Here is a 14,773-nt window from a genome sequence, read left to right on the forward strand (position 1 = left end):
AGACAGAGCGAAGAATGTCCCCGGATTACGAAACCGAATACAACAACCGCGCTCGTGTGCCGGAGCATCCCGGCCTAATCGCAGGCTGGGCCATGGACGCGGCGATCTATCGCGCCGAAGCCGTCAGCGAGCTCGGCGTCTCCTATGGCGAGAGCGAGCGCCAGCGCTACGATCTGTTCAAGCCGGAGACGGCGCGCGGCAACGCCATCGTGATGTTCATCCATGGCGGCTACTGGCAGGCGCTCGACCCGAGCTTCTTTTCCCATATGGCGCGCGGCCTGAACCGGCTCGGCGTCCCCGTCGCGGTCGTCGGCTATGATCTCTGCCCGCAGGTCGAGCTCGGCCATATCGTCTGGGAGATGCAGCAGGCCGCGGCCGCGCTGTGGCGGCGCTTCAACCTGCCGGTGGTCGCGGCCGGGCATTCGGCCGGCGGACATCTCGCGGCCTGCCTGCTCGCCACGGACTGGCGCAATGTCGATCCCGACCTGCCGGAGCATGCCGTCCCGGCGGCCTACGGCATTTCCGGTCTCTACAATCTGAAGCCACTGACCGAGACCAGCATCAACGGGCCGCTGCGGCTGACGATGGAATCGGCCGAGCGCGAGAGCCCGTTGTTCTGGCCCGCCCCCTCGCGGCTCGTGATGGACGCCGTCGTCGGCGGCGCCGAGAGCGAGGAATACCTCAAGCAGAGCCGGCGTATCGTCGATGTCTGGGGGCTGGAGGGCGTCCAGACGCGCTATGAGGAGATCGCGGGGGCCAACCACTTCACCGTGCTCGCCGGATTGACCGACCCCGAAAACGGCATGACGCGCCGGATCGCCGCGCTAGCCGGCGCTTGATTTCGCCCCGTCGCAGGCCCTATCGAGAGACCCTGAGAGTTTCGGAGCGCCGCGATGCAGACCTTCTTCGTCGAGATCAAATGCAAGCTCGGCAAGACCTATGAGGTCGCCAGCGAACTCGCCGACCGCGAGATCGCATCGGAAATCTACTCGACGGCCGGCAATTACGACATCCTGGCCAAGTTCCATATCGCCGCCGATGTCGACATCGGCCATTTCGTCGCGCAGAAAGTTCAGTCGATCCCCGAGATCGCGGACACGCATACGATCATCACGTTCAAGGCGTTTTGAGGCAAATAGTCAGGCGGCTTCCTCGCCGAGTTCCGCTGTGATTTTCGTCCAGGGAACGCTGATCACCCCCCGCTCGTCGCGCTCGATGAGGCCTGCTTCGATGAGCTTGGTGACATCGGTGTGAACCGCCTTGTAGTCGCGAGCCAACGCACCGGCGAGCGCTCTGATCGACCAGGGACCATGCCTCCGCAACACCGAGAGCAACTGCCAGCGATTGGCATTCAGCAGTTCGAACAAGAGTTCGGGCGTTGTGAAACTAAGCCCGAACTCCTGCACGCCATAGTCGCCGGAATCGATGCGCTTTGCCGCCTGACGCGCACGCGTGAAGAAACCGTCGGCGCTATCGACGCGGATCTTGAATTCATTCATGGCGTCTCCTTTCCGCGGCGACATCCGCTTCGAAATCGATCAGCAATGCTTCGAGCGTTCTGAAGACGTAAGGCTCCTCGGTATCCCTATAATGGCGATGGTCGCCTTTGCCCTGTTCGTTGTCGTAGCCGACGATGCGCTCTCCAGGCCGGCCGTAGAATAGCGAGTATTTCAACCGATGTGGCCGCTCCGGATTGGCCTGCGGCAACAGCCAAACCCGGACCTGCACAATGCAGCCGTCCGGCAAGACGATCTTGTCATCGATCAACAACGTCGCCGGCATATGTCGATCATGACATAGGCTCTTCTGTCTGGAAAGAGGGCGTCCGGGTTCATGTCAGCGCCCGCATTCGCGTGCGAGCACCACATCAAATCGCCGACAGCTCCCAAGCGTACTGGTACTTCCCATACTGCGTGCTGGTGACCCCGTTCCGCTCGGTGCCGGGAAACTCGTCCGGCGGCGTCACCACCGTCACCCGGAACACGCCGTTCGCGCCGGGCTTCAGCAGGCCCATATGCACGGCAGCAGCGCCCAGCGCCGAATCGCCGCTGTAGATGTCGGTGCCCCAGAGCTGGCCCTCGGTCACGCCCGTGATCCGGAAATAATAGACCGCGCCGATTTTTTCGCAGAGGCCATGCATGTTCGGCGGCGCGTCCGACGCGACCGAATTCTGATCGAGCAGCTTTTTGAGCTGCCGACGCGACAGTTTTCCGCGCTTGTCGAAATAGGCGATCAGATCCTGAACGACTTTCATGACTTGTCTCCCGGCTGCATGGTGACGACCCGCCCATAGGGCGGCTGGAAGGTCGAGGACGGATTCGGCAGCGCCCACAGCACCGCATAGGGCATAGCTTCAGCCGGATAGGAGATGTCGCCGTCGGTGATGACGATCGCGGCGCTCACGCGCGGGTCGTCGGCGAGCGCGGCAAGCGCCGGCGTCAGGTCGCTGCCGCCATAGCCGCTGATCTCGTATTCGGCGAGGGCTGCCGGCGAGAGGGTTTCGTCGGAGGTGACGACCGTGTCGCACTGGACCACGCGGATTTCGTCGACGCCGGTCCTGTCGCAGAAATCGGCGATGGCGCCGAGCGCGAGCGGGATTTCGTCGCTCATCGAGGCGCTGGTGTCGAGGATGACGTTGAGCATCCAGGAATAGCGCTTTCGGCCGGGCATCACGACGTCGCTCTGCTCGCCTCCCCGCCGCGAGGCGCGGGTATAGGTGCGCTCGCCCGGCGCGACGCCTTCGAGCCAGGTCTGCAGCGCGACATGCCAGGGCGTGTTGTAGAGGCCGCGCCGCGCCGTGACGTTCTGCTGCGAGCCGCCGGTCCCTTCGCCCTGCCCGCGCATCGCGCCCATCGCTTTGGCGAGCGCCATGCCGCGCCCCGCGAGATCGCGGATAGCCCGGGCGCGCTCGACCTGGTCGGCGCTGTCCTCGGGGAAGAGTTCGAGTTCGCGCCTGGCGTCGAGCGCGTCGCCCATCGTGCCGTCGGGCGCCTGCCGGCCTGCGCCGAGCACCTGCTCGACGGTCGCGACCCTGCCCTCCCAGACCTGCGTCCGCGAGGTCATGAAGTGGCCGGAGCGGCGCATGTCGAGCACGATCTCCTCGGCCGATTTCTCGCGCGCACCTGGCATGTCGAGCCCGCCCGCGGGAATCGTCGTCGTGCCCAGCGCATGCCTGAGCATGTCGTTGATGATGTAGTCATGCGCGTAGTTGAACTCGAGCGTGGCGCTGCCGCGCGCCCGGTCATGGGTGCGCAGCGCCAGATGCAGGAGTTCATGCGCGAGCACGAAGACGAGATCGTCGGCCGACAGTCTCGCGGTGAAATCGGGGTTCACCAGCATCCGGCCCGAGGCGAAGACGCCCATGGTCGGCACGCGCGCATCGATCTCGACCCGCACTGCCGCCGCAAGACCGGCCAGGTGCGGGAACGGCGCGGTCACCAGCCGCAAGCCCTTCATGATGCGGGCGCGGGTGGCCCGCCCGGCGGCGTCGTTGTCTGGAACCGCGCTCATGTCGAGGTGACCTTGCGCAGGAGATCGTACATGGCGCGGTCGGCCCCGAGCGCACCCCAGATCTCGACCATGTCGTTCAGCACAAGGAGCTGATGCTCCGGCGACAGCGCGCGCAAAAAGCGGTTGATCGCCTGCGGCCTGATATCGACAGCACGGCCGTCGCGGACGAACTGGCGGATGCAGTCGAGGATGAACCAGCGCGCGGAATCGCCCCTGGGCAGAAGCTCGGGCTTGCGCAGATACTCCTCCAGCGGACGGACCGCGCCGATCGAATCCTCCGCCAGCGCGCAGAACACGACGGCGTCTTCCGGCGAGAGCCGGCCGAAGGCCAGCGCGCGCCGGGTCTCGTTGCTCAGCAGCCCGGCCTTCTGCGCCATGTCGAGCGCGCGTGACAAAAGCGACCAGGCGCGCGGCGTCGAGAACGGCATCGGCTCGGCCGGCACCGGCCGCATCAGCGCATCGGGGATCGTCGAGATGAAACTGCGGATCTCGCTTCTCACGCCGGCGCGCTGCGCCCATGCCAGCCATTCGGCGACATCGACCCGCAATTGCAGGATGGTGACGCGGTTGACCAGCGCCGAACTCATGGCGCGCACCAGCGCTCGATCCTGCAGGCGGTTGCCGGCGGCGACGACCCAGGTGCCCTTCGGCAACGCATGCTCGCCGAGCCGGCGTTCGAGCAGCAGCGAATAGAACGCCTTCTGGACATCGGGCGAGCAGGCCGGCAGTTCGTCGAGAAACAGGCAGAACGGCTCGGGCTTCTCGGGCAGCAGCACGCGCGGCGGGCAGAACACCGAGCGCTCGCCGACGATGCGCGGAATACCGCTGACATCCTCGGGCGCGATCTGGGTGCCGAGCAGCGACCGGCAGGGCAAGCCAGCCTCGCGCGCCGCTTCGTAGACCAGCTCGGACTTGCCCAGCCCCGGCGCAGAAAGCAGCAGGAAGCTCTGCTCATGGGCCATGCACTGGATGAGTTGCTTGGCCTGTCGCAGCGTGACGACTTCGTCGAACGCAGATCGCGTTGCTTCCATGATCCCCTCCCGAGAATAGCCGGCCAACAGGACGGCGGCAGGCATGTGGGGAGGCCGGTTCAGCGCGCAACCGGGCCTCGAAGCCCTTATTTTTCGGGAATGCCGAATCTGTTAAGCGGCGGTTCAGCTTGGTCGCATGGCGACCTCCGCTTGCATTTCATCAGGCTGAAGAGGCAATACCAGCGCGCTGTTTTCCGCGCGCCGCAGGCGCTTCGCCGCGCGGGCGCTTGACGCCCGGCGCTTAACGCGCGACCTCGTTGCCCTTGGGTTGGCGGCGCGAAGGAAGCGTGGGGATGGCTAAGAGCACCTTGTCGGCGGATCTGCGTTCAGGCGCGCTGGTCTACCATCGCCTTCCCCGCCCCGGTAAGATCGAGATCCAGGCGACCAAACCGCTCGGCAACCAGCGCGACCTCGCGCTCGCCTATTCGCCGGGCGTGGCGGCCGCCTGCGAGGCGATCGTCGACGATCCCGGCCAGGCGGCCGAGCTGACCTCGCGCCAGAACCTCGTCGCGGTCATCACCAACGGCACCGCCGTGCTGGGTCTCGGCGACATCGGGCCGCTCGCCTCCAAGCCGGTGATGGAGGGCAAGGCGGTCCTGTTCAAAAAATTCGCCGGGATCGACTGCTTCGACATCGAGGTCGAGCAGAAGAACATCGAAAAATTCGTCGAGGTCGTCGCGGCGCTGGAGCCGACCTTCGGCGGCATCAATCTCGAGGACATCAAGGGTCCCGAATGCTTCGAGATCGAGGAGCAGCTCAAGGCCCGGATGCAAATCCCGGTCTTCCATGACGACCAGCACGGCACGGCGATCATCGTCTCGGCCGCCGTTCTGAACGGGCTCGACCTTTCCGGCAAGCATATCGGCAACGTCAAGATCGTCGTCTCGGGCGCTGGCGCGGCCGCGCTCGCCTGCCTCAACCTGCTGGTTTCGCTCGGGGCCAAGCGCGAGAACATTTGGGTCACCGATCTCGAAGGCGTGGTCCACAAGGGCCGCAACACGCTGATGGATCGCTGGAAGGAGATCTACGCGCAGGAGACCGATGCGCGGACGCTCAACGATGTGATCGGTGGAGCCGACATCTTTCTTGGCCTCTCGGCCGCGGGCGTGCTCAAGCCCGAGATGGCCAAGCAGATGGCGGAGAAGCCGCTGATCCTGGCGCTGGCCAACCCGAATCCCGAGATCACACCAGAGGATGCACTCGCCGTGCGTCCCGACGCGATGATCTGCACCGGGCGCTCGGACTATCCCAACCAGGTCAACAACGTCCTCTGCTTCCCCTACATCTTCCGCGGCGCGCTCGACGTGCAGGCGACCACGATCAACGAGGCGATGAAGCTCGCAGCTGTCAGAGCCATCGCGGCGCTCGCCCGCGAGGCGACGTCGGACATCGCGGCGCGCGCCTATGGCGGCGAGGCCTCGACCTTTGGAGCGACCTCGCTGATCCCCAACCCGTTCGATCCCCGCCTGATCCTGCGCATCGCCCCGGCCGTCGCGGAAGCCGCCATGGCGACCGGCGTGGCGCGCAAGCCGCTGATCGACATCGAGGCCTATCGCGAGGACCTGTCGCGCTTCATCTTCCGCTCGGGCTTCATCATGAAGCCGCTCTTCGCCAAGGCGAAGGCCGACCCCAAGCGCGTGATCTATGCCGAAGGCGAGGATGAGCGCGTGCTGCGCGCCGCCCAGGTCGCGCTGGAGGAGGGTCTGGCGATCCCGATCCTGATCGGCCGTCCGAGCGTGATCGAGACCCGCGTCAAGCGCTTCGGCCTGTCGATCCGGCCGGGCAAGGATTTCGAGCTGATCAACCCGGAAGACGACCCGCGCTATCGCGATTACGTCCAAACCTATCTCGACATCGCCGGACGGCGCGGCGTCACGCCCGAGGCCGCGCGCTCGCTGGTGCGCACCAACAACACCGTCATCGCGGCGCTAGCGGTGGCGCGCGGCGAGGCCGACGCGATGATCGCCGGCCTCGAGGGGCGCTTCCTGTCGCGGCTTCGGCATATCAAGGACATCATCGGCCTCCAGCCCGGCGTCTGCGACATCTCGGCGATGACCCTGATCGTGACCAACAAGGGCGCGTTCTTCCTTGCCGACACCCATGTAAAGTCCAACCCAAGCGCCGAGGAAATCGCCGACATGACGGTGCTGGCGGCGAGCCACGTCTCGCGCTTCGGCATCGAGCCCAAGATCGCGCTGCTGTCGCATTCGGATTTCGGCGCGGCCGACACGCCGTCCTCGCTCAAGATGCGCAAGGCGCTCGGCCTGATCCGCGAGCGTGCGCCGGAGCTTGAATGCGACGGCGAGATGGAGGCCGACACCGCGCTCGTGGCGATGGTGCGCGAGCGCGTGCTGCCGTCGTCACGGCTGAAAGGCGTGGCGAACGTGCTGATCTTCCCCAATCTCGACGCCGCCAACATCGCCTACCAGTTCGCCAAGGTTCTGGCCGATGCGCTGCCCGTCGGGCCGATCCTGATCGGCGCGGCCAGGCCCGCCCATATCCTGACCGGATCGGCGACCGCGCGCGGCGTGGTCAACATGACGGCGGTCGCGGTGGTGGAGGCGCAGGAGCGGGCTGCGACGGCGAGCGCCTGAGCGCGCCATTGCGGTCCCCGGGGCGGCTCTGCCATCATTCCGGCATGAACGTCCCGAGAGAGCGATCCCTGTCATTTGCACTGCGCCTTGTCGCGCTTTGCCTGATCCTGCTGGGCGACCTCACGCCGGTGTGGGCACAGGAGCCGCTGCGCGAGGAAAACGGCTTTCTGCGGACGAAAATCGGCGGGCGCGATGTCAGGCTGGAGACGCTGATCGTCCGGCCGGAAGCCGCTGCTGGCCGGCTGCCCCTTGCGCTGATCACCCATGGCAAGGCCGCCAGCACGATCAGCATGGGCGATCTGCGCGCCATCTCGTATGCCAGCGTGGCGCGCGATCTGGCACGGCGCGGCTGGATCGCGGCGGTGGTGATGCGACGCGGCTTCGGCCAGTCCGACGGACCCTTCCCAGCCTCGTCCTCCTGCGACGACCTCGATCTCGGCCTGCGCTTCGGCAATGATGCCGACGAACTCGACGGCGCGCTGAAGGCATTGCAGCAACGTCCGGACGTCGATCCCGCCCGCGCTATCGCGATCGGCGAGTCGGCTGGCGGCGCCGCGGTGATGGCGCTGGCCTACCGGAAGCCGGAAGGTCTGCGCGGCGTCGTCAACGTGGCCGGCGGCCTTGCTCTCGAAGTCTGTACCGAGAAGGGCCGCGATGCCCTCGTCGCCTCGGTCAAGGGCTGGCAGGTCGCGGGCGCCGCACCGCAGCTCTGGATCTACGCCAGGAACGACGATCTATTCCCGCCCGGCCTCGTCGACAGGATGCGCTCGGCTGCGCTCGACGCCGGCGGCGACGTGCGCTTCGTCGAGCTGCCCGAGATCAAACCGAGCGGCCACCTGATTTTTCGCAACGGGCCGGCGCGCTATATCTGGCTGCGCGAAATGGACGCCTCGCTGCGCGCCTGGGGGCTGCCGACATGGTCCCCCGCGACGGCGCGCGCGAGCTACGCCAGGCTCGGTCTGACGACGCGCGCCGACACCTTCGAACGCTATTTTTCCGCACCCGGCGAAAAGGCGATGGCAGTCAGCCGGTCGAAGAAGAATTTCCGCTATTGGTTCGGGGCCAATACCCTGATCGATGCGCGCGAGGGTGCGCTGCGCCAATGCGCCAAGGGCGCGAGCGACTGCGTCATCGCCTTCGAGAACGACAGATCGGTGCTGCCGAACTGAGCGGCGGCGTCCGTCTGCAACCCTGCGCAATCGGCTGGTAACCGCGCATTTTTCCGCCTTGGCATGCGCTTGAAGCCGGGCTCTACTCTCGCAACGATGCCTGTGCGCCGCAGAGTCGGCCATCGCCAGGGGAGGCTTCCATGATCGAGATCACGCGCCGCGCCGCGGCCGTCCTGATCGCCGTGCTGCTGTCGCTTTCGATGGCCGGAGCAGCATTCGCGCAAGTCGTGTTCCATCGCGGCAATGACGGCGACCCCGAGACGCTGGACGCCGCGAAGACCTCCACGGTCACCGAGGCACATCTCCTGCGCGATCTCTCGGAAGGGCTGGTGATCCACAACATGCGCGGCGAAGTCGTGCCCGGCGTCGCCGAGAGCTGGACGATGAGCCCCGACGGCAAGACCTATCTCTTCAAACTGCGCGGCAACGCCAAATGGTCGAATGGCGACCCGGTCAAGGCTGGCGACTTCGTCTTCTCGCTGCGGCGGATGATCAACCCGGAGACCGGCGCGAAATACGCCAACATCCTCTATCCGATCCTGAATGCAGAGAAGATCAACAAGGCCGCCGCCAACTCGAAACTCGACGATCTCGGCGTGAAGGCCATCGACGACACGACGCTCGAAATCACGCTGGAACGGCCGACGCCCTACTTCCTCGAACTGCTGACGCACCAGACCGGTTTGCCGGTCCATCCGGCATCGGTGGAGAAATTCGGCAAGGATTTCGTCAAGCCGGAGAACTGGGTCTCGAACGGCGCCTATGTGCTGAAGGAGTTCGTGCCGAACTCGCATATCCGGCTCGACCGCAACAAGGCCTTCCACGACGCGGCCCATGTCCAGATCGACACGGTGATCTACTACCCCTCGTCGGATCTTGCCGCCGCCGCCCGCCGCTTCCAGGCCGGCGAACTGCACATGACGACCGATATTCCGGCAGACCAGATCAAGCAGTTGCGCGAGAAGCTCGGCGACCAGGTCAAGGTCGCGCCTTATCTGGGCACCTATTTCCTGATCATCAACACGGCCAAAGCACCGTTCAACGACCAGCGCGTGCGCCGCGCGCTGTCGCTGGTGATCGACCGCGAATTCATCGCCGACGAGATCTGGGGCGGCACGATGTTGCCGGCCTATGGCGTGATCCCGCCCAATATCGGCAATTACGGCGAGCGCGCCGAGGCCGATTTCAAGAACGCCTCGCCACTCGACCGCGAGGACGAGGCGAAGCGCCTCCTGGCGTCCGCCGGCTTCGGTCCCGGCGTGCCGCTGCGGGTGCAACTCCGCTACAACACCACCGACAACAACCGCCGCACCATGATCGCCATCGCCGAACAGTGGAAAGCGATCGGCGTCGAGACCTCCTTCATCAACACCGACGGCAAGACGCATTTCGCATTCCTGCGCGACGGTGGCGATTTCGACATCGCCCGCTATGGCTGGATCGGCGACTATTCCGATCCGCAGAACTTCCTGTTCCTGTTCCTGAGCGACAACACCGGCTTCAACTCGGGCAAGTACAACAACCCGCAATTCGATGCGTTGCTGAAGGCGGGCGAGAACGAGACCGACCTCGCCAAGCGCGCCGCGATCCTGCGCGAGGCCGACAGCATTCTCGCAGCGGAAATTCCGTGGATTCCGGTGCTGTATTATTCGACCAAGAACCTGGTCTCGCCCAAGCTCATGGGCTTCCAGCAGAACTTGCGCGGCGCGATCCCGACACGGTTTCTGAGCCTGAAGCCTTGATCGAAGGGCGCGTCATGGTCGGGCTTGACCCGACCATCTCGGGCAAGGCGTGCCGCTGATGCTTCCCTTCATCCTGCGCCGCCTCGCAACCGCGATCCCCACCCTTTTCGTCGTCGTCACACTGTCCTTCGTGCTGATGCGCGTGGCGCCGGGCGGGCCGTTCGACCTCGAACGGCCGCTCGAAGCGAAGGTGATGGAGAATCTGCGGCGCATCTACCAGCTAGAACAGCCGCTCTACCGGCAATACCTGACCTATCTTGGCGCGCTGTTGCGTGGCGATTTCGGTCCATCCTTCTACTTTCGCGATTTCTCGATCAGCGAATTGTTCGCCCAAGGGCTGCCGGTCTCGATGCGACTGGGCGCATCGGCGCTGGCGCTGGCGCTGCTGGTGGGCGGGCCGCTGGGAACGCTCGCAGCCTTCCGCCAGAACGGCGGCGCCGACCATGCCGTGATGGGCTTTGCGGCGGCAGGTATCACCATCCCGAATTTCGTCGTCGCGCCGGTGCTGCAGATCGTCTTCGGCCTCACGCTCGCCTGGCTGCCGGTCGGCGGCTGGAATGGCGGCGCCTTTCGCAACACCATCCTGCCGATCCTGACGCTCGCCCTGCCGCAGATCGCGGTGATCGCATGGATGACCCGCGCGGCCATGATCGAGACTTTGCGCGCCAACCATATCCGGACGCTGCGGGCGCTGGGGCTGTCGAATACGACCGTCGCGCTGCATGCGCTGCGGGCGTCGGCGCTGCCGGTCGTCTCCTATCTCGGCCCCACGGCCGCCGCGCTCCTGACCGGCTCGGTGGTCGTCGAGACGATCTTCTCGATCCCCGGCATCGGCCGTTATTTCGTCGAGGGCGCGCTCAACCGCGACTACACGCTGGTGATGGGCACGGTCGTCGTCGTCGCGATCTTCGTGCTGGTCTTCAACCTGCTGGTGGACGTTCTCTACGCGCTGCTCGATCCGCGCGTGCGGCTCGAATGACGCCATGAGCGACGCGACCCTCACTCCCCTGCCCGCGCCCGGCCGCTCGCTCTGGCAGGATGCCCGCATCCGGCTGATGCGCAACCGCGCGGCGAAGTTCAGCCTGATTGTCCTCGCCGCGATCGCGCTCGCCTGCCTGGTCGGCCCGCTCGTGACCGGGCACGCCTATGACAAGGTCTATCCGGACTATGTCCGCGCGCCTGCGAGCCTCGAGAGCTATCCGAAGGCCGAGGCGATCCCCGAGGCGGTCAGGCGCATCGCCAGCCGCATCCGCGCCACGGCCAGCGATGTCGCCGTCGAGCCGGGCAGCGTGCGCCTGACGCTGACCGCGGCCAGGCCCATCGACCAGCGCCTGCTGGTCTATTTCGACCGTTCCGACCAGTTCGGCGCGCCCAAAATCGTCGCCAGTGAGCAGGACGGCCGCAGACTCGTGATCGACGCGCCGATCAAGCGTCTGCGCTTCCTGTTCGGAACGGATGGCAATGGCCGCGATCTCCTGACCCGCACGCTGATCGCCGGCCGCGTCTCGCTCGCCATAGGGCTGCTGGCGACAGGCGTGGCGCTCCTGATCGGCGTCGCCTATGGCGCGACGGCGGGCTATCTCGGCGGGCGCATCGACATGCTGATGATGCGGATCGTCGACGTGCTCTACGCCCTGCCCTTCATCTTCTTCGTCATCCTGCTGGTGGTGTTCTTCGGCCGCAACTTCGTGCTGATGTTCCTGGCGGTCGGCGCGATCGAATGGCTCGACATGGCCCGCATCGTGCGGGGCCAGACGCTCTCGATCAAGCGGCAGGACTATGTGCTTGCGGCCGAAGCGCTGGGCGTCTCGACCGGCGGCATCGTGGCCCGCCACATCATCCCCAACACGCTCGGCCCCGTCATCGTCTACGTCACCCTGCTGGTGCCCAAGGTCATCCTGCTGGAGAGCTTCCTGTCTTTCCTGGGGCTTGGCGTGCAGGAGCCGATGACAAGCTGGGGCGTGCTGATCTCGGACGGGGCGCGCGCGCTGCAAGGCGCGTGGTGGATGCTGGCCTTTCCGGCGACCTTTCTGGTGACCACGCTGTTTGCGCTGAACTTCCTCGGCGACGGCCTGCGCGACGCGCTCGATCCGCGGGATCGCTGAGGTGGCCGGCGAAGCGCCCATCCTCTCGATCCGCGACCTCCGCGTCAGCTTCCGCACCCAGGACGGTATCGTCGAGGCGGTGCGCGACATCGATCTCGACGTGAATCCCGGAGAATTCGTCGCCATCGTCGGCGAATCCGGCTCGGGCAAGAGCCAGAGCGTGATGGCGGCGATGGGGCTGCTGGCCAGCAACGGGCAGGTCACGGGCTCGATCCGCTATCGCGGAACCGAACTGCTGGGCATGAAGCCCGCGGCGCTGAACGCCTATCGCGGCAGGAAGCTCGCGATGATCTTTCAGGAGCCGATGACCTCGCTCGACCCGCTGTTCCCGATCGGCGGCCAGATCGCCGCCCCTTTGCGCCGGCATCAGGGCCTGTCGCGCAAGGCGGCGCGCGCGCGGGCGCTTGAGCTGCTCAGGCTGGTCCGGATACCTCAGCCTGAAGCCCGCCTCGCATCCTATCCCCACGAACTCTCCGGCGGACAGCGCCAGCGCGTCATGATCGCGATGGCGCTCGCCAACGATCCCGACATCCTGATCGCCGACGAGCCGACGACGGCGCTCGACGTCACGATCGAAGCCGAAATTCTCGCCCTGATCGCAGAGCTTCGCCAGCGGCTGGGCATGGCGGTGATCCTGATCAGTCATGATCTCGGGCTGGTGCGGCGCTATGCCAGCCATGTCCATGTCATGAAGGCCGGCGAGATCGTCGAGAGCGGCGCGATCGAGCGCGTCTTTTCGGCCCCTGCTCACCCGTATACGCGAATGCTGCTCGCAGCCGAGCCCGCCGGCCGCAAGGCCGCGCCGCCGCCCGACGCCCCGGTGCTGCTGGAAGCCCGCGACATCCGCGTCAGCTATGATCTGTCGCGCGGCTTCTTCAGGCGCGAGCGAGCGATGCTGCATGCCGTCGACGGCGTCGATCTCGTGCTCCGGCGCGGGCAGACCATCGGCATCGTCGGCGAATCCGGCTCGGGCAAGTCGACGCTCGGCAAGGCAGTGCTGAAGCTGGTGCCATCATCGGGCAGCTTGCGTTTCGAGGACCGTTCGCTCGCCCCGCTCGATCGCGCCGCGATGCGGCCCTTGCGAAAGGGCCTGCAGGTGGTCTTTCAGGATCCGTTCGGCTCGCTCTCGCCGAGGCTCACCGTCGGCGAGATCGTCAGCGAGGGTCTGCTGGTGCACGCGCCGCATCTCAGCCGGGCGCAGCGCGATGCCCGCGCCGCCCACGCTCTTGCCGAGGTCTCGCTCGAGCCTGCCCTGCGCAACCGCTATCCGCATGAGTTCTCCGGCGGCCAGCGCCAGCGCATCGCGATCGCCCGCGCCATGATCCTGCATCCCCAGTTCGTCGTGCTGGACGAGCCGACCTCGGCGCTCGACCGGACGGTGCAGGCCAGCATCGTGGCGCTGCTCAAGGACATGCAGTCGCGGCACGAGCTGTCCTATCTTTTCATCAGCCACGACCTCGCCGTCATTCGCGCCATGGCCGACTGGGTGATGGTGATGAAGGACGGCCGGGTCGTCGAAAGCGGCCCGACCGAGGCTATCTTCGAGGCTCCGCGCCAGGATTATACGAAGCGGCTCCTGCTGGCGGCCATCAAGCACCAGCCCCCATCCTGAGGCGCGATGGTCAGCCCGCTTTGGCGAGGACGTCGGGGTTCATCACCCGGATCGGTTTGCCATCGAGGAACGCAAGAATGTTCTCGATGCTCTCGCCGTAATATTCCGCGAAAACCGGCGCAGCCGAATAGCCGAGATGGGGCGTCAGCACGACGTTGGACAGCGAGCGGATCGGGTGATCGGCCGGCAGAGGCTCCTGGCCGTAGACGTCAAGCGCGGCGCGGATCGCGCCGGTCTGGAGCCGCGCCAGCAGAGCCGCCTCATCGACCAGCGGACCCCGCGCCGTGTTGACGAGGCAGGCGCCCGGCTTCATCGCCGCAAGCTCGCTCGCGCCGACGATGCCGCGTGTGCGATCCGAGAGAACGAGATGCAGCGAAATCACGTCCGAAGTCGCAAACAGCTCGGCCTTCTCGACGCGCCTGACGCCGACGGCCTCGGCCGCCTCCGCCGTCAGGTTCTGGCTCCAGGCGACGACCTCCATGTCGAAGGCCTTTGCATAACGCGCGACGCGCTGGCCGAGCTTGCCGAGTCCGACGATGCCGAGCCGCTTGCCGGCGACGACCTCGCCCAGAGCCAGCCCGTCATGCCAGCCGCCGCCATGCATCAGCGCGCCGGCCTGCGGCAGGCTGCGCGCATTGGCGAGGATCAGGCCGAAGGCGAGTTCGGAGGTCGCAGCGCCGACCTGTGTGCCGCCGGTGTTGCTGACGACGACGCCATGGGCGGTGCAGGCGGCGAGATCGAGAGACTGCGTCCGGGGACCAGTCTGGGCGAGCATCCGCAGCTTCGGCAGCTTTCCGACCAGCGAGGCTCCGAACGGCGTCCGCTCGCGCATCGGGATGATGATCTCGGCATCCGCCAGAGCAGCGGCGACCGCTTCCTCGCTGGCAAAGGCTTCGCGCAGAAAGCGGACGTCTGCTCGCGCCTGCAAGGGCGACCAGTCGGCACTGGCGCGGGCGACATTCTGGCTGTCGTCAAGAACGACGACGATCGGGCGGCTCATGCGGTCTCCA

General features: G+C 66.2%; 14 protein-coding genes. 8 read left to right on the plus strand and 6 right to left on the minus strand.

Annotated features, from left to right (window positions below):
* The first annotated feature begins 14 nt into the window (after positions 1-14).
* Both AC1DZY_RS04455 and AC1DZY_RS04460 read left to right on the plus strand, forming a co-directional pair.
* Entirely contained in the window at positions 15-839 is an 825-nt protein-coding gene (locus tag AC1DZY_RS04455; protein ID WP_476818870.1) for an alpha/beta hydrolase, read from the plus strand.
* Positions 840-893: 54 nt separating this feature from the next.
* Positions 894-1,130 carry an Lrp/AsnC ligand binding domain-containing protein gene (locus tag AC1DZY_RS04460; RefSeq protein ID WP_476818871.1) on the plus strand — a complete coding sequence of 79 codons (237 nt, stop codon included), beginning with the start codon at positions 894-896 and terminating at the stop codon, positions 1,128-1,130.
* 9 nt (positions 1,131-1,139) lie between these two features.
* Here the strand turns inward: AC1DZY_RS04460 and AC1DZY_RS04465 are convergent, their stop codons facing one another.
* The 5 genes from AC1DZY_RS04465 to AC1DZY_RS04485 form a co-directional block, all read right to left on the minus strand.
* The gene (locus tag AC1DZY_RS04465; protein ID WP_476818872.1) at positions 1,140-1,499 is read right to left on the minus strand and encodes an HVO_A0114 family putative DNA-binding protein; all 360 of its coding nucleotides are present in this window, start codon (positions 1,497-1,499) and stop codon (positions 1,140-1,142) included.
* Positions 1,492-1,782 (minus strand): toxin-antitoxin system TumE family protein, encoded by a 291-nt coding sequence (locus tag AC1DZY_RS04470; protein WP_476818873.1) that lies wholly within the window; start codon positions 1,780-1,782, stop codon positions 1,492-1,494. Before AC1DZY_RS04470 ends, AC1DZY_RS04465 begins: the two co-directional genes overlap by 8 nt.
* Before the next feature lie 85 nt (positions 1,783-1,867).
* Positions 1,868-2,254, minus strand: a complete 387-nt coding sequence (locus AC1DZY_RS04475) for an LCCL domain-containing protein (protein WP_476818874.1) — start codon at positions 2,252-2,254, stop codon at positions 1,868-1,870.
* A complete protein-coding gene (locus tag AC1DZY_RS04480; RefSeq protein ID WP_476818875.1) occupies positions 2,251-3,510 on the minus strand; it encodes a vWA domain-containing protein in 1,260 nt (419 codons plus the stop codon). The genes AC1DZY_RS04475 and AC1DZY_RS04480 overlap by 4 nt, the downstream gene beginning before the upstream one ends.
* Positions 3,507-4,541 carry an AAA family ATPase gene (locus AC1DZY_RS04485; RefSeq protein WP_476818876.1) on the minus strand — a complete coding sequence of 345 codons (1,035 nt, stop codon included), beginning with the start codon at positions 4,539-4,541 and terminating at the stop codon, positions 3,507-3,509. The genes AC1DZY_RS04480 and AC1DZY_RS04485 overlap by 4 nt, the downstream gene beginning before the upstream one ends.
* Before the next feature lie 293 nt (positions 4,542-4,834).
* On the opposite strand from AC1DZY_RS04485, the gene AC1DZY_RS04490 reads away from it, so the two are divergent.
* The 6 genes from AC1DZY_RS04490 to AC1DZY_RS04515 all read left to right on the plus strand — a co-directional run bounded on the left by AC1DZY_RS04490 (position 4,835) and on the right by AC1DZY_RS04515 (position 13,763).
* Positions 4,835-7,135: an NADP-dependent malic enzyme gene (locus AC1DZY_RS04490; RefSeq protein ID WP_476818877.1), complete on the plus strand. Its 2,301-nt coding sequence runs from the start codon at positions 4,835-4,837 to the stop codon at positions 7,133-7,135.
* Between the two features lie 44 nt (positions 7,136-7,179).
* Positions 7,180-8,304, plus strand: coding sequence for a dienelactone hydrolase family protein (locus AC1DZY_RS04495; protein ID WP_476818878.1), 1,125 nt, complete (start codon positions 7,180-7,182; stop codon positions 8,302-8,304).
* Positions 8,305-8,444: 140 nt separating this feature from the next.
* Positions 8,445-10,046, plus strand: a complete 1,602-nt coding sequence (locus AC1DZY_RS04500) for a peptide ABC transporter substrate-binding protein (RefSeq protein ID WP_476818879.1) — start codon at positions 8,445-8,447, stop codon at positions 10,044-10,046.
* A gap of 58 nt (positions 10,047-10,104) precedes the next feature.
* Positions 10,105-11,025: an ABC transporter permease subunit gene (locus AC1DZY_RS04505; RefSeq protein WP_476818880.1), complete on the plus strand. Its 921-nt coding sequence runs from the start codon at positions 10,105-10,107 to the stop codon at positions 11,023-11,025.
* 4 nt (positions 11,026-11,029) lie between these two features.
* Positions 11,030-12,151 carry an ABC transporter permease subunit gene (locus tag AC1DZY_RS04510; RefSeq protein ID WP_476818881.1) on the plus strand — a complete coding sequence of 374 codons (1,122 nt, stop codon included), beginning with the start codon at positions 11,030-11,032 and terminating at the stop codon, positions 12,149-12,151.
* Between the two features lies 1 nt (position 12,152).
* On the plus strand, positions 12,153-13,763 hold the full coding sequence (locus tag AC1DZY_RS04515; RefSeq protein ID WP_476818882.1) for an ABC transporter ATP-binding protein: 1,611 nt from the start codon (positions 12,153-12,155) through the stop codon (positions 13,761-13,763).
* 10 nt (positions 13,764-13,773) lie between these two features.
* On the opposite strand, the gene AC1DZY_RS04520 is transcribed toward AC1DZY_RS04515, so the two are convergent.
* Positions 13,774-14,763, minus strand: coding sequence for a D-2-hydroxyacid dehydrogenase family protein (locus AC1DZY_RS04520; protein WP_476818883.1), 990 nt, complete (start codon positions 14,761-14,763; stop codon positions 13,774-13,776).
* Positions 14,764-14,773 lie beyond the last annotated feature (10 nt).

The organism is Allobosea sp. P2_A10, from assembly GCF_056405115.1.